Below are 18,348 nucleotides of genomic sequence, written 5' to 3'. Positions count from 1 at the left end.
GCCTCGTCTCCCGTCACCGCTTCACCTCCTCCGCGTACCGGCGGACGAACCGGTTGGCGAGCGTGGCCAGCAGCAGCATGGCGCCGAGGAAGAACGTGAACCAGTCGGCGTCCCAGCCCGCGAAGACGATGCCCTTGTCGGCCATGCCGAAGATCACCGCGCCGACGGCCGCGCCGATCGCGGAGCCGTGGCCGCCGGTCAGCAGGCAGCCCCCGATGACCGCCGCGATGATGTAGACGAACTCCTGGCCGACGCCGGAGCCCGCCTGCACCGAGGTGAAGCGCAGCGCCATGATCGAGCCGACCAGCCAGGCGGCCGCGGCGGTGGTCACGAAGAGCGCGATCTTCGTCCGTTCCGCGGGGACCCCGACCGCGCGGGCGGCCCGCTCGTCACCGCCCACCGCGAAGATCCAGTTCCCGGCCCTGGTCCTGGTGAGCACCCAGGTGGCCAGGGCGGTGACGGCGAGCCACCACAGGATCGCCACCCGGAAGTCGGTCCCGCCGACCGGGATCGTCCCGGCGAGCACCGCCCGTACCTCCTCGTACCCCTCGGCCCTGCGCAGGCCGCCGACCTGCACGGTCCCGGTGAGGGCCTTGGTGACGCCCAGGTTGACGCCCTGGAGCATCAGGAAGGTGGCGAGGGTGACGATGAAGCTGGGCAGCCCGGTGCGTACCACGACCAGCCCGTTGAGGAGGCCGACGAGCAGCGCCACGGCCAGGGCGGCGAGCATCGCCGCCCACACCGGCAGGTCGTAGCGGGTGGCGAGGATCACCGTGACCAGGCCGACCGTGCCGGTGAGCACGCCCGCCGACAGGTCGAACTCGCCGCCGATCATCAGCAGCGCGATCGCCACCGCCATGATCCCGAGGGTGGAGGCCGGGTCCAGCCAGTTGGCCACGCCCTCGACCGAGCGGAAGACCTCCGACTGCCCCGCGAAGAACGCGAAGACCACGAGGGCGCCGACGACGGCGCCGAGTTCCGGCCTGATCAGCAGCCTGCGGGCGACCCCGGTCCCGGCCAGCCGCTCGTCGGCCACCGTCACCGGGTGCCGCTCTCGGCCAGCCGGGCCACCTTCGCGGCGTTGTCCTTGGTGACGAAGCCGGGGCCGGTGTTGACCGGGAGCCCCCCGCCGACGGTGTTGAGGTTCTCCCTGTGGAGGGTGAGGAACGTGATCGGCAGCCAGCCCTGCAGGTACTGCTGCTGGTCGACCGCGAACAGGATCTCGCCGTCCTCGATGGCGGCGACCACGTCGGCCGACAGGTCGAAGGTGCCGAGTCTCGCCTTCGAGCCGCCGTCGGCGATGGCGTCGCGGGCGGCGACGGCCACCGCGGGGTTCAGGGTGAGGACGCCGTTGAGGGAGGTGTCCGACTGGAGTCTCGCCTTGATCTTGGAGGTGGCGTCGGCGAGGTTGCTCACGTCCACCTGGAGCCGCTCGACGGTGCCGCCCAGTCCCTGGGTCGCGCCGTTGCAGCGCTGGTCGAGCCCGACGTTCCCGGCCTCGTGGATCACGCAGAGCAGCTTGGTGACCCCCTCGGCCCTGAGCTTCTCCCCCGCGCCCCGGCCCGCGACGTCCTCCGACTGGCCGACGTGGGTGACCGCGCCGAACTCGCGGGAGACGTCGCCGCCGGAGTTGATGGTGATCACCGGGATCCCGGCGGTCACGGCCTTGCCGATCGACTCCTTCAGGGCGTCCGGGTTGGCCATGGAGACCACCAGGCCGTCGACCTTCTGGCTGACGGCCTGGTCGATGAGCTGGGACTGCCTGGCGGGGTCACCGTCGCCCTGGTAGGTCACGGTGACGCCGTACCGTTTCCCGGCCGCCTCGGCGCCGTTCTTGACCACGTCCCAGAACGCGTCCCCGGCGCTCGCGTGGGTGACGACGGCGAAGGTGCCGCCACCGGCCGCCGGGGCGGGGCCGCTCGCCGCGGGGGCGGGCCCTCCCGAGGGCTGCCCTCCGGCCTGTCCCGCCGAACAGCCGGTCAGCGCGGAAAGGCCCAGCACGGCCGCCGCGACCAGCCCTGTCGTCCACTTCATCGGTACCTCCGCGCGTCGCCTCGCCGGATCTCCCTCGTCCCTGGTTTGTAACCACTCATTACCTACATGTCAATAATTTGTCGTGACATTAGGACTTATGAAATCGCGGCGACGGCGCGCGTCCGGCCGGGTCCGCCTACATAACCATGGCACCGGGCCCGCCTTCGTACCATGGCATTCGCACCCGCCGTCGCCGGGACTTTCGCCGCTCGTCGGCGCGGCGTGACGAGTACGACCGCGCCGCTCACCACCGGCACGACAGAGCACGGCAGAGCAGGACCGGAGCACGGGGCCGCGCTGCGCGGCACGTCACGGCACCGCGCGAGGGCCACCCACCGGCGATGCGGCCGGGAGTCCGCCCGGACCTGGTCACGGGGGAACGAGGACGAGGATCCGCGGGGTGACCTCGAATCTGGAATACGGCACGAGTATCCTGTTTATTCGCAACGCGACAAAACTCCTCCTCAGCAATGAAATAGAGGAAAAGAACTCAGCGTTCACTGAACGGGACAACACCCTTCACGTCCACGACCTGGAGATAGGCGCCGACGACCGAATCCCCGCGACCGGAAAGCCCTTTTGATCACGGCGATCGCGCGGCCGAGCGCTTGCCTTCGCCGGAGAAGGGGCTATATTTACCAATAATCATAGTAGGGATTAAGGGTAATAACTATGCCCCTGCCGAATTTCCTCACGATCGGTGCCCCCAAGTCCGGGACCACCGCCCTGCACGCCGCCCTGGCCCGGCACCCGGGACTTTTCATGTCCCCGGTGAAGGAGCCGAAATTCTTCCTCAGCGACGGCCCTCCGCCGACCAGGGGAGGACCGGGCGACGCGCAGACCTACCGCGAGCACGTCTGGAGACGCGAGGACTACGAGGCCCTGTTCGGCGCGGCACCGCCGGGAACGCTCACCGGCGAGTCCACCCCGTTCTATCTCTACGACCTGGCGGCGCAGCGGCGCATCAAGGCGGCCATCCCCGACGCCAGGCTCATCGTGGTGCTGCGCGACCCGGTGGAGCGCGCCCACTCCAACTGGACGCACCTGTGGTCGGCCGGGCTGGAGCCGATCGGCGACGTGGTGCGGGCCTGCGCCGAGGAGGAGCGGCGGATCAAGGCGGGCTGGGCCCCGTTCTGGCACTACCGCGGCCTCGGCAAGTACGGCGAGCAGCTCGAACACCTGTTCACCCTGTTCCCGCGCGAGCAGGTGCTCGTCTACCGCTACCGCGACCTGGTCGACCGCCCCGCCGACACCCTCGACCGGATCTTCCGTTTCCTCGGGGTGGAGACCGGCGTGGTCACCGAGGTCCCCCGGGAGAACGTGACCGCCCACCCGGAGCCGACCCGAGGGCACCGGATGCTGTCGCGGGCGCTGCGCGTGGGATCGTCCGTGGGGCGGTTCCTGCCGTCGCGGGTGAGCGTGGCGCTGACCGACCCGCTGGAGCGCAGGCTGCAGGAACAGGCCCGCTCCCGCCAGCCGCTCACCTGGGACCAGCGGGAGAAGCTCATCCCCTACTTCACCGAGGACGTGGCGCTGCTGCAGAAGGTGACCAGGGAGGACTTCAGCGACTGGCTCCGCCCGCGCGAGCGCTCCGGCGGCCTGGTGGGCACCCGCCCCAACGGCCAGCGCCAGGCGCGCAACGGCCGCCCCCAGGCATAGCGCCCGGCGGGACGGCCGTACGACTCCGGGGCGCGAACCGGCCGGTCCAGGTCGTGGACCGGCCGGTTCGGGGCACGGCGGTGGCCGTGCCGCGATCAGCGCGGTTCGGTGATCAGCGCGGTTCGGTGATCACCGCGGTTCGGTACGGAGCTCGTGCGCCCCGTCCGCGCGGGTGTACTCGTAGTAGAGCCGCCGCCCGCCGCCCGGCAGGTCCACGATGTCCAGGTAGCGCAGGCCGCCGCCCGCGTACGGCGAGACCGCGGCGGGCTCGGTGCCGAGCGGGGTCAGCTCCGCCGGGTCGGCGCCGACCGCTACACCGGTCTTCTCCTCGTAGTTCTCCGCCGCGGTGGCCCTGCCGTCGTAGAAGGCCACCACCCTGTCGCCGAGGAAGCGGACCGCCGCCACCCGCGCGCCCCGGGCGTCCCAGAGGCCGGGACGGCCGCTGAGCGCGGTGCCCTGCCAGGTCCACTCGATGCCGTCGGCGCTGGTGGCGTAGTCGGTCACCATCTGGTCGGCCTCGTGGGCCAGGTCCAGCGGGTGGCAGGAGGCCCACAGGTGCCACACGCCGTCGCGCAGCACGATCACCGGGTCCTTCACGCCGGTCTTCGGGTCGCCGGGCAGCACGACCTGCCGCTGCGAGGCCCGGAAACCGGACGGGTCGTCGGCCTCCAGCACCTCGACCCGCCAGTGCTTGGTGTCGTAGGTGGCGCAGCTCAGGTAGAGCCTCCAGCGCCCCTCCGGCGTGCGGATCAGGGTGGGCCGCTCCAGCGACTCGGTGTCCATCTCCTCCCTGCCGATCGTGAGCAGGGTCTCGAACCGCTCGCCGTCGGTGGAGCGGGCGATGGCGACGGCGTAGCCTCGGCCCTCGCCGACGGGGCGGCGCAGCCGGTAGGCGAGGTAGATCAGGCCGTCGCTCGCCACGGCGCTCGGGGCACCGGCCCAGTGGCCGGCACCCGGCTGCGCCGGTTCGATGGCGACGGTGGAACGGTCGGGGTCGGGAAGGAAATCCTCGATTGTCACGACACCGAGATTAGGCAAGCCTTGGGTAGCACTCACGGAGAATCACCAATCGTCATCACGAGCTTTGTCACCCCTTGACGGCCAAAGGGCACATCATCCTCATCCTTGGTTCCTCCGGCGCGAGAGGCACCGGTGGCCGCCGCCCTTCCACGGCCGGATCGGCACGACCGGGCGTACCGGGGGTCGACACGGTCCGGGGTGCCGGGGCGGCGCCGGGAGACGTGTCCGTGGCGCCGGGCCCGATGGAGGCCTCGATGCCCGACCGTACAGGGTGCGGGGACGTGCGCGGGCGCGACGGGGTGTCCCGGCCCCCGCGCCCCCTGAGCGCGGCGGCGGCCCTCGCGTCGCGCCCGTCACTCCCGTCGGCGATGACCGGCCGGCTCACCGGCGTCGTGCCGTCCACGATCGTCCGGGACCGTCAGGACTGGCGGAGCGTCGCGCTCGGCAGCGGGATGGCGGGGAACGGGTTGTCCGGGGGCAGGACGAGCCGCCTGGCCTCCTGCGGGCGGGCGGTGGCGTCCAGGTGCAGGAGGGCGGCCCCGATGCCCGCCGCGCCGACCATGTAGCCGGTGTCGGCGGTGACCTCCCAGGGGCGCAGCCGCCGGTAGGCCTGGTACCAGCGGGTGCCCCGGCCGTCGTGGCCGGTGGCCCGGCCGGTCAGGCTCTCCCCCAGCGTGCGGGCGAACTCCAGGTGCCGGCGGTGGCCGGTCGCCGCCCAGAGCCCGACGAACAGCTCCACCAGGCCGGCGGTGCCGCAGCACTGGCAGGCCGAGTTCCACGATCCGCCGCTCTGGTTGGCGGGGGCGCCGCTGCGGACGATCCCCCTGGCCAGCCGCTCGGCCCAGTCGAGGTCCCCGGCGTCGCCCGACACCCGGTGCAGCTCGTAGAACATCCGGGCGACCCCGGCGGAGCCTGAGCAGAAGCCCAGGTAGTGAAGGTCGCGGCCCTGCGGGATGTGGTGCGGCACCAGCGCGCACCGCTCGGTCACGGCGCTGACCGCGCGGACGAAGTCGGCCCCCCTGCGGGAGGCCCCGAGGAAGTGGCTCTCGCCGGTCACGCCGTACAGGCGGGCGAGCAGGAAGGCGGTCCCGGCGGTCCCGGACAGGAAGCCAGGGGTGACCGCGTCCAGCGGCAGGTCCGCGCAGGCGCCCTCGCCGAAGCGGTGGCCCGGGACGACGAGCGTGGCGATGCGGGCGCCGGCCTCGACGGCGACCTCCTGGTAGGCGGGCACCCCCAGGATGCCCGCGGCGTGCAGCAGGCCGAGGATGATCCCGCCGTCGCCCCGCTGCGCGGGGTCGCCGGTCCAGCCCAGGCCGCCGTCGATGGGGCGGGCGCTGCGCACGATGCGGTCGGCGACGGCGCCGGCCTCGACCTCGAAGGCCCCCTCGCCGGTGGCCCACCCGGCCTCGGCCAGGGCGAACATCACTCCGGCCAGGCCGTGGTGGAGGGAGAGGTCGGCCTGCTCCCGCCAGGTGGCGGTGAGGTAGCGGGCCCCGGCCCTGGCGTCGTCGAGATAGCCGTCGTCACCGGTGGCGGCGGCGAGCTCCAGGAAGAACAGGATGATCCCGGCCGCCCCCGAGTACAGCGACAGGGGGTGGTCGGGCATCGCGGCCCGCCCCCGGGGATCGGGGTTGGCCCGCCAGTGACGCCCCCGCTCGTCGTCCACCGCCGCCGAACGGATCCAGCGCGCGGCCCCGATCGCGGCGGCCAGCGGGCTCTCGGCCTCCGGCTCCAGGCTCATGGCGGCTCCTTCGTACGGCGAGACAATCATTTTACCTGTATTTCCTACAGGATCAATAGGTAATGCGGTGACCGACACGCGGGACCTGCCCGTGCGAGAGTCTTCCATGCGAAGCCATGCGAACCAAGACGAACCCGTACGGCCCGACGCGACCCCGCTCGCGCCCCGCCTGTGCCCCGTCCGCGCCCCCCTGCGCCCCGCCCGGCTCACCGGCTCGACCGGCGCTCAGGCCGGGCGGCCGTGGAGGAGCAGGTCGCTCATGACCGACCCCGCCAGGTCGAAGCCCCCGACGTGGGCGAGGTAGCCGCCGGGCTCGAAGACCGACCCGTCCAGCGGGATGAAGACGCCTCCCGCCCGGCGGATCAGCAGCGACCCCGCCGCCATGTCCCACGGACTGACCCTACTGCCGTAGGCGACGTCCGCCCACCCTCCCGCGACGTGCGCCAGCTTGAGCGCGGTGCTGCCGGGACGGCGCGTGGAGGCGAACGCCTCCACCATCCTGCCGAACCGCCGCAGCGCCTCCTCCCCGACCTCGGCCAGCTCCCAGGGGGTGGGATAGCTGGTCAGCAGCACCCCCTCCCGGTCGCGCGCGGCGCCGGAGCTGCGCAGCCGCACGCCGTTGCACCAGGCCCCGCCCAGGTCGGCCCGGAACTCGTCGTCGCGCACCGGGTCGTACACCACCCCGGCGACCACCTCGTCCCCGACCGCGGCGGCGATCGACACGCAGAAGAACGGCAGCCCGGCGGCGAAGTTCGCGGTCCCGTCGATCGGGTCGACGTACCAGCGGATCTCCCCGGAGCCCCTGCTGCCGCCCTCCTCGCCGACGATCGTGCTCCCCGGGACATGCCTCTCGATGACCTCCCGGATCGTCTCCTCCGCGGCGCGGTCGTGCTCGGTCACCGGATCGTGGAAGTCGCTCTTGGTCTCGACCACGGGACGCGACCTGAACGCCCCGCGGAGCCGGTCGCCCACCGCGCGGGCGGCCTCGACCGCGATCATGGAGAGATCTGTCGCGCTGCTCTGGTCCATGCTTCCTCCAGTGCTTTCTCGCGGTCGATGACGCGGGCGGCGGGCGGACCGTGACGCGAACGGCGGCGCGGACCGGCCGCGCCGGGTGGCGGGGACCCCGGAACGTTCCGGCGCGCCGGAGCCACCCCACCCGCCCGCCTCCCATCCTGTACGAGGACCCCGGCCCCGTACGCGCCGGCCGGGCACCGCCGCGGGCCCTGGCCGGTTTTTGTCAAGACATTCCGATGCCCGCTAGCCTGACGGCTCGGCGTGTCAACCGGGAGGGCGAATGACGGCGCGGCTCGCCATCGATCTCGACCGGTCCAGCCCGGTCCCGCTCTACTTCCAGGTGGCCGAGCAGATCTCCGAGGCCATCCGCCGCGGCGACCTGCCCCCCGGATCGCGGCTCGACAACGAGATCCTGCTCGCCGACCGGCTGGGCCTGTCGCGGCCGACCGTCCGCCAGGCGATCCAGTATCTGGTCGACAAGGGCCTGCTGGTGCGCAAGCGAGGCGTCGGCACCCAGGTGGTGCACGGCCAGGTCAGGCGCTCCGTCGAGCTGACCAGCCTCTACGACGACCTGCGCGGGGCCGGTCAGGAGCCGGCCACCAGGGTGCTGGTCCTGGGTCCGGCCCCGGTGGAGGAGGAGGTCGCCACGGTCCTCGGCGTCGCGCCCGGCACCGAGATGCTCCGCGTGGAGCGGATCCGCTACGCCGCCGGGGAGCCTCTCGCCCTGCTGCACAACTGGCTGCCCTCCGATCTCGCCGCGCTGACCACCGAGGGTCTCCAGGAGCGCGGGCTGTACGAGATGCTCCGCGCGGCGGGGGTGCGGATGCGCGTGGCGAACCAGCGCATGGGGGCTCGGGCGGCCACGGCGGCCGAGGCGAGGCTGCTCGGCGAGCGGCGCGGGGCGCCGCTGCTCACGATGGTCCGCACCACCTACGACGACCAGGGCAGAGCCGTCGAGTACGGCTCCCACGTCTACCGCGCCTCGCACTACTCCCTGGAGATCACGCTCATCGAGCGCTGACCGGGCGAGAAGGCCACGCCCGCCGAACCCCTGCCCGGCGGGAAGGCCATGCCTGCCGAGCGCTGCCCCGGCCAATCCCGGCCAATCCCGGCCAGCCCCGGCCGGACAAGGGGACCGCACTCGTCGAACGCCGGCCGGACGAGGAGATCACGCCGGTCGGGCGCTCGGCGGGCGCGGCCGGACCCGCGAAGGGACCTGAGGTCAAAGCGGCCGGGCCGGCGAAGGGACCTGAGGTCAAATCTGTACCAAACCACCGGCGCGCGACGATGCCCGACGCGTGATGATTCGTCCCCTGGGGATGTCATACGCGTAACCACTGCTCAGGAAGCCCGCCGTATGACCCCAGATCCGAGACAAGACTATGCGCGGCCGGAAAGATGAGTGGGCGGCGATCCTCGCCCTGCTGGGAGGCGTCACGTCCGCGACCGGGAACGTCGTGCTCGTCGAGGGCGAACCGGGGACGGGGAAGTCGCTGCTGCTCGCCGAGGCCGCGAGCGTCGCGGCCGCGCGTGGGACGGCGGTGGCGAGCGGGCGGGCCGACGAGCTGGGGCGGCTGACCCCGCTGGGACCGCTGCTGGCCGCGCTCGGCGAGTCGCCGGCGGCCCCGGTGCCCACGACCAGGAACGCCTTCCCCGACGGGCCGGGACTGCTGCTGTGGCTGGCCGAGCAGGTCAGGACCTCGCTGGAGCGGAGGCTGGCCTCCGGGCCGCTGCTGGTGGTGCTGGACGATCTCCAGTGGGCCGATCCCGCCACGGTCATGGCCCTGCGGACGATGCCCTCGCGGCTGGCCTCGTACCCCGTGGCGTGGCTGCTGGCCTGCCGCGACACCCCGGCGCGCGGTGAGGCGGGACGGCTGTTCGACCTGCTGGAGCAGGAGGGGGCCGCCCGGATCGTCCTGGGCCCGCTCGACGACGAGGCGGTGGCCGAGGTCTCCGCCGACATCCTGGGCGCGGTCCCCGGGGAGGGGCTCGCGGCGCTGGCCACCCAGGCGGGCGGCAACCCGCTCCTGCTCGCCGAGCTTCTCACCGGGCTGCGCGAGGAGGACGCCGTCCTGGTCGAGGACGGCGTCGCCCGGCTCGCCGGGACCACGCCCGCCGGGGCGGCGCCTCCGGGGCTGCCCCCGCGCCTGCACGCCGCCGTCCGGCGGCGGCTGGACGAGCTCGGCACCAGGACCCGGTACCTGCTGGAGGCCGTCGCGGTGCTCGGACGCTCGTTCACCCCGTCGTACGCGGCCGAGATGCTCGGCGAGACCCCGGCCGCGCTGCTTCCCCCGCTGGAGGAGGCGCTGGCCGCCGGGGTGCTCGTGGCCACCCGCGACGAGCTGACGTTCCGGCACGAGCTGGTGTGGCGGTCGATCGTCGACGAGGTGCCGTCACCGGTGCGGCGGGCGCTGCGGGAGCAGGTCGACCGTGCCGCCGGGGCCCACCGGCCCCTCTCGCCCCGTGGCGGCGACGGCGGGACGGGCAGGCTCGTGGACCTGGCCCTGCTCGCGTGGGACGAGGGCGGGCTCTCACGAGGGCTGGACCTGGCGCGCGAGGCCGTGGAGCGACCGGCCCGCGGCCGGCACCGGCAGCCGAGGGCGGTGCTGGCCGCGATGCTGATCGACCTCTGGCTGCTCGACGAGGCGGAACTGGCGACGGAGAGCGCCGCCGAGGAGGCCGACGCCGAGGGCGAGCGCGGGTGGGCCGCCGAGATCCCCGTCCTGCGCGCCCGGCTGGACCTGGCCGCGGGCCGGCTCGGCGGCGCGATCGAGCACGGGGAGGCCGGACTGACCGCCGCCGGGACCCTGGACGCCCCGCTCCTGGCCTCCTCGGCCCTGTCGGTGCTCGGTACCGCGTCGCTGCGGTCGGGTGACCTGCCGGGGGCCATCAGGTACATGGAGAGGGACCTGGTCAGGTCGGCGCCCGGCACACCGCCCCGTACCAGGCTGCGGTCGGAGCTGACGGCCGGGCGGATCAGCGAGGCGCGCGACGGCGCGGCGGGCGGCATGGGCTCGCTCGGCGGGATCTACGACGCGCTGCCCCGGCACATCGGGGCGCTGACCGGCGAGCCCACCGCGGCGGCGTGGCTGGTACGGGTGGCGATGGCGGCCGACGACCGGCGCAGGGCCGACGCCGTGGTCGGCGCGGCCGAGGACATCGCCTGGCGCAACCCCGCCCTGCCCGGCCCGTCGGCGTCCGCCCACCACGCGCGAGGTCTGCGGGAGGGCGACGCCGAGGCGCTGCGCCGCGCGGTGGCCGGGCACACCGACCCCTGGGCCAGGGCATCGGCCGCGGAGGATCTCGGCGTGCTGCTCGGCGCGGGCGACGGCTGCCGCGACCTGGCCGTGGAGAGCCTGAAGACCGCGCTGGCCTGCTACGGGGCCGTGGAGGCCACCCGGGACGCGGCGCGGGTACGGGGCAGGTTGCGGCTGCTGGGCGAGCGGTGCCGCCACTGGGCCAGGACCGACCATCCCGTGTCGGGGTGGGCCAGCCTGACCGGTACCGAGCAGGCCGTCTGCGACCTGGTCTCCCAGGGGCTGACGAACCGGAACGCCGCCGAGCAGATGTTCATCAGCGAGCACACCGTCGCCTTCCACCTGCGGCAGGTCTTCCGCAAGCTGGGCATCCACTCGCGGGTCGAGCTGGCCAGGCTGGCGGCGGAGGAGAACGGCCACCGGTGCCCCCGCTGAGGCACGAGGCACGAGGCACGGCCCGACGGCTCACCCGTAGGTGACGGCGAGCTCGTCACCGGCGAGGTCCACCCTGACCACGGCCCCCTCGTCCGCCTCTCCCGACAGGAGCGCGCGGCCGATGCGCGTCTCGACCTCCCTGGCGATGAACCGGCGCAGCGGGCGCGCGCCGTACACGGGGTCGTAGCCCCGCTCGGCGATGTGCCGCAGCGCCGCCTCGGTGACCTCCAGCCGGATGCCCCGCTGTTCGAGGCGGGTCCGCAGCTCGACGAACATCAGGCCGACGATGCGCTCGATCTCCTCGGGGGTGAGCGGCTTGAAGATCACGATGTCGTCGACGCGGTTGAGGAACTCGGGACGGAAGTGCGAGCGCAGCTCGGCCATGACCCGCTGCCGCGCCTCGGGCTCGATCTCCCCGGCCGGCGTGACGCCGTCGAGGAGGTAGACGGAGCCGAGGTTGGACGTCATGATCAGGACGGTGTTGCGGAAGTCGACGGTCCTGCCCTGCGCGTCGGTGAGCCGCCCGTCGTCGAGCACCTGCAGCAGCGTGTTGAAGACGTCGGCGTGCGCCTTCTCCACCTCGTCGAAGAGCACCACCGAGTACGGCTTGCGCCGCACGGCCTCGGTCAGCTGGCCGCCCTCCTCGTACCCGACGTAGCCGGGGGGCGCGCCGACGAGGCGGCTCACCGTGTGCCGCTCCTGGTACTCGCTCATGTCGACGCGGATCATGTTGTCCTCGGTGTCGAAGAGCGCCTCCGCGAGCGCCCTGGCCAGCTCCGTCTTGCCGACGCCCGTGGGCCCCATGAAGATGAACGACCCGATCGGGCGGCGCGGGTCCTTGATGCCGGAGCGGGCCCGGATGACGGCGTCCGCCACCAGCCGCACCGCCTCGTCCTGGCCGATCACCCGCTCGTGCAGGATCTGGTCGAGCCGCAGGAGCTTCTCCCGCTCGCCCTCGCGCAGCCGGCTCACCGGGATGCCCGTCCACCGGGAGACGATCATCGAGATCTCCTCGTCGGTGACGACCTCGCGCAGCAGGCGCGACGTCCCCTGCTTGGCGGACAGCCGCTCCTCCTCGGACTCCAGCCGCCGCAGCAGCTCGGGCAGCCTGCCGTGCCGCAGCTCCGCGGCGCGGTTGAGGTCGTAGTCGCGCTCGGCCCGCTCGGCCTCCGCGCGTACCTGCTCCATCTCCGCGCGCAGGGCCTGGACGGCGCGCAGGGCGTGCCGCTCGGCCTCCCACTGCGCCCGCATCGCGTCGGCCTCGGCGTGCAGGTCGGCGAGCTCCCTGCGCAGTTCCTCCACCCTGGTACCGCTCGCGAAGTCCTCCTCCTTGGCGAGCGCGGCCTCCTCGATCTCCAGGCGCATCACCCTGCGGGTGAGCTCGTCGAGCTCGGCGGGCATCGAGTCGATCTCCGTACGGAGCATCGCGCACGCCTCGTCCACCAGGTCGATGGCCTTGTCCGGCAGGAAGCGGTCGGAGATGTAGCGGTGGCTCAGCACGACGGCCGCCACCAGCGCGCTGTCCTGGATCTTCACCCCGTGGAAGATCTCCAGGCGTTCGCGCAGGCCGCGCAGGATGGACACGGCGTCCTCGACCGACGGCTCGTCGACCATCACCGGCTGGAACCTGCGCTCCAGGGCGGCGTCCTTCTCGACGTGCTTGCGGTACTCGACGAGCGTCGTCGCCCCGATCATGTGCAGCTCGCCCCGGGCCAGCATGGGCTTGAGCATGTTGCCCGCGTCCATCGCGCCCTCGGCGGCTCCGGCGCCCACCACGGTGTGCATCTCGTCGACGAAGAGCAGGATCCGCCCCTCGGCGGCCTTGACCTCGTTGAGCACCGCCTTGAGCCGCTCCTCGAACTCGCCCCGGTACTTGGCCCCGGCCACCAGCGAGCCCATGTCGAGGCTGAAGACCGTCTTGCCCTTGAGCCCCTCCGGCACGTCCCCGTGGCTGATCCGCAGCGCGAGTCCCTCCACGATGGCGGTCTTGCCCACGCCGGGATCGCCGACGAGGACCGGATTGTTCTTGGTCTTGCGGGACAGGATCTGGACGACGCGGCGGATCTCGGCGTCGCGCCCGACGACCGGGTCGAGCTTGCCCGACACGGCGTCCGCCACCAGGTCGCGCCCGTACTTCTCCAGCGCCTCGTACGCCACCTCGGGCATCGCGGACGTCACCCGCTGGTTGCCGCGGATCGCGGTGAGCGCCTTGAGGAAGCCGTCCCTGGTCAGCCCCTGCTCGTGCAGCAGCCGCCCGGCGGAGGCCGAGCTGCCCTCCTCGATCAGGGCGATGAGCAGGTGCTCCACCGACACGTACTCGTCCTTCAGCCGGTCGGCCTCCCGCTTGGCCGTCTCCAGCAGGCGCGAGAGCCGCTGCGTCACGTAGACCTGGCCGGGCGAGGCGCCGGGACCGCTCACCCGGGGGCGGCGGCCCAGCTCTCCCTCCAGCTCGGTCCTGAGCCGGTCGGTGTCGACGTTCGCGTACGAGAGCAGGCGGGGTGTCAGCCCCTCGGGCTGGTCGAGCAGCCCGAGCAGCAGGTGCTCGCCGTCCACCTCGCTGTGCCCGAACCGCAGGGCCTTGGTCTGCGCGTCGTGCAGCGCCTCCTGCGACTTCTGCGTCAGCCGGTTCATGTCCACGACGGGCCTCCGGTGGTTCGGGTACGGCCGCGCTGGGCGGCCTCCAGGTCGGCGATGCGGTCCAGCAGGTCCAGTACGAGGCCGATCGCCGCGTAGTTGATCGAGAATCCGGCCCGCAGCCGCCGGATCCGCGCCATGACGAGCAGCTGGGAGGGCGGGAGCCACAGGTGCCCGGCGGCGTCGGTCCAGGCGTCGAGCACGCCCAGCACGACGAGGCGCCGCACCAGCTCGGGGTGGGTTCCCGTCGCCCCGGCGAACGTCTCCAGGTCCAGGCGCTCGGGCCTGGCCAGCTGGTAGGTCCTGCCCGTCTCCCGCGAGGCCTCCCGCCGGGCCTCTCCCGTGTCCGCCCGCGCGTGGGATGGGCGCGGGCCCGGGTGGGGCGTCCCGCGCTCGGGGAACGAGTGGGTCATCGCCGCCTCCTCGGGTCGAACGCGGAGACCGCGGCGAGCCGCTCGAACAGCTCCCGCTCCTCCTCCACCAACCGGTCCGGGACCATGATCCGCACCTCGGCGTACAGGTCACCGGGCTTGTCGCCACGGCTGGGCATCCCCCGGCCGCGCAGCCGCAGCCGCCTGCCGCTGGACGTCCCCGGCGGCACCTTGACCTTGGCCTCGCCCGCGGGGGTGTCGACCACGACGGAGGCGCCGAGCGCCGCCTCCCACGGGGTGACCGGGAGCAGGACGTGGAGGTCCCGTCCCTCGATCCGGTAGCGGGGATGCGGGGCGATCCTGACGATCAGGTAGAGGTCGCCCGAGGGCGCCCCGTCGCCGCCCCTGCCGCCCTGCCCCGCCAGCCTGACGCGCTGCCCGTCGGTGACGCCGGGCGGGATGTCGACCCGCAGCCCGCGCGAACCGACGGTGATGGAGCGAGGCCCGCCCCGGTACGCCTCCTCGACGGTCAGGACGATCTCCGCCTCCTGGTCGGCCCCGGGAATCGGCCCCCAGCTCGCGCCGGACCGGCCCCTCCTGCCGGAGAACAGCCCCTCGAAGAGGTCGTCGAGGTCGACACCCTCCTGGAAGCCGCCGAAACCCCCTCCCCCGTCCGTACCCCCGCCCCGGGCACCGGTCCCGCCCTGGCCCGCGCCCGCCCTGCGGTTCCCGGAACGTGCCCACGTCTCCGGGTCCACGTCGTCGGGCACCTGGCGGAACTCCGGCCCGAACGCGTCGTAGCGGCGCCGGGTCTCGGGGTCGGACAGCACGCTGTAGGCCTCGGAGACCTCCTTGAAGCGGTCCTCGGCGGACGGGTCCTTGTTGACGTCGGGGTGGTTGGCCCGCGCCAGCTTGCGGTAGGCGCGCTGGACGTCCTCCTGGCTCGCCCCCCGCCGCACGCCGAGGATCTCGTAGAAGTCCCGGTCGGGGGGCATCATGCCCCCTTGGCCACCACGACCAGCGCGGGCCGCAGCTGCTGTTCGCCGTCCCCGTAGCCGGGGCGCAGCACCTGCAGGACCGTGCCGTCGGGAACGCCCTCCCGCGCGAGCACGCCCACCGCCTCGTGCCTGGCCGGGTCGAACACGGCCCCGGTGTCGTCGCGGCGCGCGTAGCCGAGGCGGGACAGCACCTCCTGCGCCTGGTCGCGGATCGCCCGCATCCCGTCGACGATGGAGCCGGGATCGGTCTCCGCGTGCTCCAGCGCGCGGTCCAGGTTGTCCAGTACGGGCAGCCACTCCCCGGCCGCCCGCGCCCGCTCGTCCGACCGGGTCCGCTCGGCGTCCCTGCTGACGCGCTTGCGCAGGTTGTCGAGGTCGGCGAGGGCGCGCCGCCAGCGGTCCTGGAGGTCGGTCACCAGGGCCTGCAGCTCCAGGACACGGCCCTGAAGGCCGTCCGTGGCATCCGAGGCGCCCTGGGCACTTCGGGCGCCCTCCTGCCCGATCTGCCCGTTCTGCCCTTCCTGGATGCCCTGGACGTCCTGGACGCCTTGGGCGCCTTGGGCGCCTTGGACGCCCTGGGCACCCTGGGCGTCCGCCCCCCGGCCACGCGTCTCCTGGTCACGCGTCTCTCCGTCGCGCCGGGTCTCTGCGCCCCGGGAACCCTGAGACCTCCGAGGTCCGTGCCGGTCGGAGGACCGCTCGGAGGACCGCTCGGGGGGCTGGTCATGGGCCCGCGCCTCCCGGTCGGCATCCCGCTCCGGGCCGCCCTCCCGGTCGTGCTCCCGGTCGTACGGCCCCCGGTCCCGAGGCTCCCGGCCGGGCGGGTCGTACCCGCCGCGTGGTTCCCCGGCACGGCGTGGGACGGGCCGGCCACGCCCGGGTGTCTCACTCATCGGTCGTGAACTCCGCGTCGATGACGTCGTCGTCCCGGCCGCCCGGGGAACCGGACGCCCCCGCGGCTCCCGGACCACCCGTGCCTCCTGGACCGCCCGCGGCCCCCGGGGTGCCGGAACCGGCCGCGCCGAGGCTGTGGTAGATCTGCTGGAGCTCGGCGGTGAGCGAGCGGACCCGGTCGAGCGGGGCCTCCTGCTTGATCGCGTCACGGGCGTCGTGCGCCAGCATGTCGGCCCGCGCCCTCTCGTGGACGGGCACCGCGTCGCCCAGCTCCGACAGGCGGTGCTCCACCTGGTAGGCGGCGCTGTCGAGCTCGTTGCGCGCGTCCACCACCTGCCGCATCCGCTGGTCCTCCTCGCGGTGCCGCTCGGAGTCGGCGACCATCCGCTCGACCTCGCTCATGTCCAGGTTCGAGCTCTCGCTGATCGTGATGCGCTGCTCGGCGCCGGTGTCCTTGTCCTTGGCCGAGACGTTCAGGATCCCGTTGGCGTCGACGTCGAAGGTCACGTCGACCTGCGGCACGCCACGGGGCGCCGGACGGATGTTCTCCAGCCGGAACCGGCCCAGGGGGCGGTTGTCGGCGGCGCGCTCGCGCTCGCCCTGCAGCACGACGACGTCCACGGCGCTCTGGTTGTCCTCGGCCGTGCTGAACGTCTCGGAACGGCGGGCCGGGATGGTGGTGTTCCGCTCGATGACCTTCGTCATCACCCCGCCGAGCGTCTCGATGCCGAGGGAGAGCGGGGTCACGTCGAGCAGTACGACGTCCTTCAGCTCGCCCTTGATGACAGCGGCCTGGACGGCGGCGCCCAGCGCCACGACCTCGTCCGGGTTGACCGTCATGTTCGGTTCCTTGCCGCCCGTCATGCGGCGTACCAGGTTCTGCACGGCGGGCATCCTGGTCGAGCCGCCCACCAGGATCACCTCGTCGATGTCGTCGGCGGTGAGCTTGGCGTCGGCCATGGCCTGCCGGACAGGCCCCTGGCACCGTTCGAGCAGGTCGGCGGTGATCTCCTCGAAGGTCGAGCGCCTGAGCGTGGTGTTCAGGTGCTTGGGGCCCGAGGCGTCCGCGGTGATGAAGGGCAGGCTGATCTGCGTCTGGGTGACCGCCGACAGCTCGACCTTGGCCTTCTCCGCGGCCTCGAACAGCCGCTGCAGGGCCTGCGGGTCCTGGCGCAGGTCGATGCCGTTGTCTCGCTGGAACTCGTCGGCGAGGTGGTCGACGACGCGCCGGTCGAAGTCGTCGCCGCCCAGGTGGGAGTCGCCCGCGGTCGCCCGTACCTCCACGACGCCGTCCCCGATGGCGAGGACGCTGACGTCGAAGGTGCCGCCGCCCAGGTCGAAGACGAGCACGGTCTCGCTCTCCTGGCGGTCGAGGCCGTAGGCGAGGGCCGCCGCGGTCGGCTCGTTGATGATCCGCAGGACCTCCAGACCGGCGATCTTCCCGGCGTCCTTGGTGGCCTGGCGCTGGGAGTCGTTGAAGTACGCGGGCACGGTGATGACCGCCTCGGTGACCTTCTCCCCCAGGAACTTCGAGGCGTCGTCCACCAGCTTGCGCAGGACGGCCGCGGCGATCTCCTCGGGCGCGTACAGCTTCTCGTTGATCTTGAAGCGGACGGCCCCGTCGGGGCCGGGGACGACGTCGAACGACACGGCGGTCAGCTCGCTGGCGACCTCGTCGTGGCGGCGGCCGATGAAGCGCTTGGCCGAGTAGATCGTCCCCTTGGGGTTGAGGATCGCCTGGCGGCGGGCCAGTTGCCCGACCAGGCGCTCACCGTTGTCGGTGAACGCCACGACCGAGGGCGTCGTCCGCGCTCCCTCGGCGTTGGGGATCACCGTGGGCTTGTCGCCCTCCATCGTGGCGATCACCGAGTTGGTGGTACCCAGGTCGATTCCGACTGCTTTAGGCATGTTGCCCTCCTATGCGCTGTGGCACCGGCGCTCGCGGGACGGCACCGCCGCCCCGCCCGCGCATCCCGGCGTCCCCGGGTCCGGTGGTTACGCGCCTCGCCCGGACCCGACGAGTGCCGGGCCCGGTCGAAGATCGAGCTCAATGCGGACCAGACCGATGAGAACCGGACCGGGCGAAGACCGGGACCGATGAGAACCAGGCCCCGATGACGACCACGACCGGCACGAACCAGACCCCGGTGAATCCGGCCGCCCGGCCACGCAGCCCCTCAACCACCCAGCTCCTCTCAACCACCCAGCTCCTCGGCTCCTCGGCCGCTCGGCCGCTCGGTCGCTCGGTCGCTCGGTCGCTCGGTCGCTCGGTCGCTCGGCCAAGCGTC

At 73.1% G+C, this 18,348-nt stretch carries 14 protein-coding genes; 4 read left to right on the top strand and 10 right to left on the bottom strand.

The features are described from left to right. Positions 1–13 precede the first annotated feature (13 nt). Positions 14–1,042 carry an ABC transporter permease gene (locus tag ACSC1Q_RS36400; RefSeq protein ID WP_436763268.1) on the bottom strand — a complete coding sequence of 343 codons (1,029 nt, stop codon included), beginning with the start codon at positions 1,040–1,042 and terminating at the stop codon, positions 14–16. Next, entirely contained in the window at positions 1,039–2,034 is a 996-nt protein-coding gene (locus tag ACSC1Q_RS36395) for a sugar ABC transporter substrate-binding protein (protein ID WP_436763267.1), read from the bottom strand. Before ACSC1Q_RS36395 ends, ACSC1Q_RS36400 begins: the two co-directional genes overlap by 4 nt. Before the next feature lie 400 nt (positions 2,035–2,434). Here ACSC1Q_RS36395 and ACSC1Q_RS36390 point away from each other — a divergent pair, with 400 nt between their 5' ends. After that, positions 2,435–2,617, top strand: a complete 183-nt coding sequence (locus ACSC1Q_RS36390) for a hypothetical protein (protein WP_436763266.1) — start codon at positions 2,435–2,437, stop codon at positions 2,615–2,617. 89 nt (positions 2,618–2,706) lie between these two features. Continuing rightward, positions 2,707–3,693: a sulfotransferase family protein gene (locus ACSC1Q_RS36385; RefSeq protein WP_436763265.1), complete on the top strand. Its 987-nt coding sequence runs from the start codon at positions 2,707–2,709 to the stop codon at positions 3,691–3,693. 129 nt (positions 3,694–3,822) lie between these two features. On the opposite strand, the gene ACSC1Q_RS36380 is transcribed toward ACSC1Q_RS36385, so the two are convergent. The 3 genes from ACSC1Q_RS36380 to ACSC1Q_RS36370 form a co-directional block, all read right to left on the bottom strand. Next, the gene (locus ACSC1Q_RS36380) at positions 3,823–4,713 is read right to left on the bottom strand and encodes a glycoside hydrolase family protein (protein ID WP_436763264.1); all 891 of its coding nucleotides are present in this window, start codon (positions 4,711–4,713) and stop codon (positions 3,823–3,825) included. Between the two features lie 418 nt (positions 4,714–5,131). Continuing rightward, positions 5,132–6,454, bottom strand: a complete 1,323-nt coding sequence (locus ACSC1Q_RS36375; protein ID WP_436763263.1) for a lanthionine synthetase LanC family protein — start codon at positions 6,452–6,454, stop codon at positions 5,132–5,134. A gap of 225 nt (positions 6,455–6,679) precedes the next feature. Continuing rightward, the gene (locus ACSC1Q_RS36370) at positions 6,680–7,483 is read right to left on the bottom strand and encodes an inositol monophosphatase family protein (protein WP_436763262.1); all 804 of its coding nucleotides are present in this window, start codon (positions 7,481–7,483) and stop codon (positions 6,680–6,682) included. A 268-nt stretch (positions 7,484–7,751) separates the two neighbouring features. Between ACSC1Q_RS36370 and ACSC1Q_RS36365 the strand changes: the two genes are divergently transcribed. Together ACSC1Q_RS36365 and ACSC1Q_RS36360 are read left to right on the top strand one after the other, a co-directional pair. Continuing rightward, complete coding sequence (locus ACSC1Q_RS36365; protein WP_436763261.1) at positions 7,752–8,492, top strand: GntR family transcriptional regulator; 741 nt, start codon at positions 7,752–7,754, stop codon at positions 8,490–8,492. Positions 8,493–8,853: 361 nt separating this feature from the next. After that, complete coding sequence (locus ACSC1Q_RS36360; RefSeq protein ID WP_436763260.1) at positions 8,854–11,163, top strand: helix-turn-helix transcriptional regulator; 2,310 nt, start codon at positions 8,854–8,856, stop codon at positions 11,161–11,163. A gap of 30 nt (positions 11,164–11,193) precedes the next feature. On the opposite strand, the gene clpB is transcribed toward ACSC1Q_RS36360, so the two are convergent. Genes clpB through dnaK form a run of 5 tightly spaced genes read right to left on the bottom strand, consistent with a single transcriptional unit; the run spans position 11,194 to position 17,968 of the window. After that, a complete protein-coding gene (gene clpB / locus ACSC1Q_RS36355; protein WP_436763259.1) occupies positions 11,194–13,794 on the bottom strand; it encodes an ATP-dependent chaperone ClpB in 2,601 nt (866 codons plus the stop codon). Beyond that, a complete protein-coding gene (locus tag ACSC1Q_RS36350) occupies positions 13,791–14,210 on the bottom strand; it encodes a chaperone modulator CbpM (RefSeq protein ID WP_436763258.1) in 420 nt (139 codons plus the stop codon). The genes clpB and ACSC1Q_RS36350 overlap by 4 nt, the downstream gene beginning before the upstream one ends. Next, the gene (locus tag ACSC1Q_RS36345) at positions 14,207–15,163 is read right to left on the bottom strand and encodes a DnaJ C-terminal domain-containing protein (protein WP_436763257.1); all 957 of its coding nucleotides are present in this window, start codon (positions 15,161–15,163) and stop codon (positions 14,207–14,209) included. The genes ACSC1Q_RS36350 and ACSC1Q_RS36345 overlap by 4 nt, the downstream gene beginning before the upstream one ends. Further along, positions 15,163–16,059, bottom strand: coding sequence for a nucleotide exchange factor GrpE (locus ACSC1Q_RS36340; protein WP_436763256.1), 897 nt, complete (start codon positions 16,057–16,059; stop codon positions 15,163–15,165). Before ACSC1Q_RS36340 ends, ACSC1Q_RS36345 begins: the two co-directional genes overlap by 1 nt. Then, positions 16,052–17,968: a molecular chaperone DnaK gene (gene dnaK, locus ACSC1Q_RS36335; protein ID WP_436763255.1), complete on the bottom strand. Its 1,917-nt coding sequence runs from the start codon at positions 17,966–17,968 to the stop codon at positions 16,052–16,054. Before dnaK ends, ACSC1Q_RS36340 begins: the two co-directional genes overlap by 8 nt. Between the last annotated feature and the right edge of the window lie 380 nt (positions 17,969–18,348).

The sequence above is a fragment of the Streptosporangium heterodermiicola genome, assembly GCF_051390675.1.
GTDB lineage: Bacteria > Actinomycetota > Actinomycetes > Streptosporangiales > Streptosporangiaceae > Streptosporangium.
This window is presented reverse-complemented; position numbering and strand designations above follow the sequence as displayed.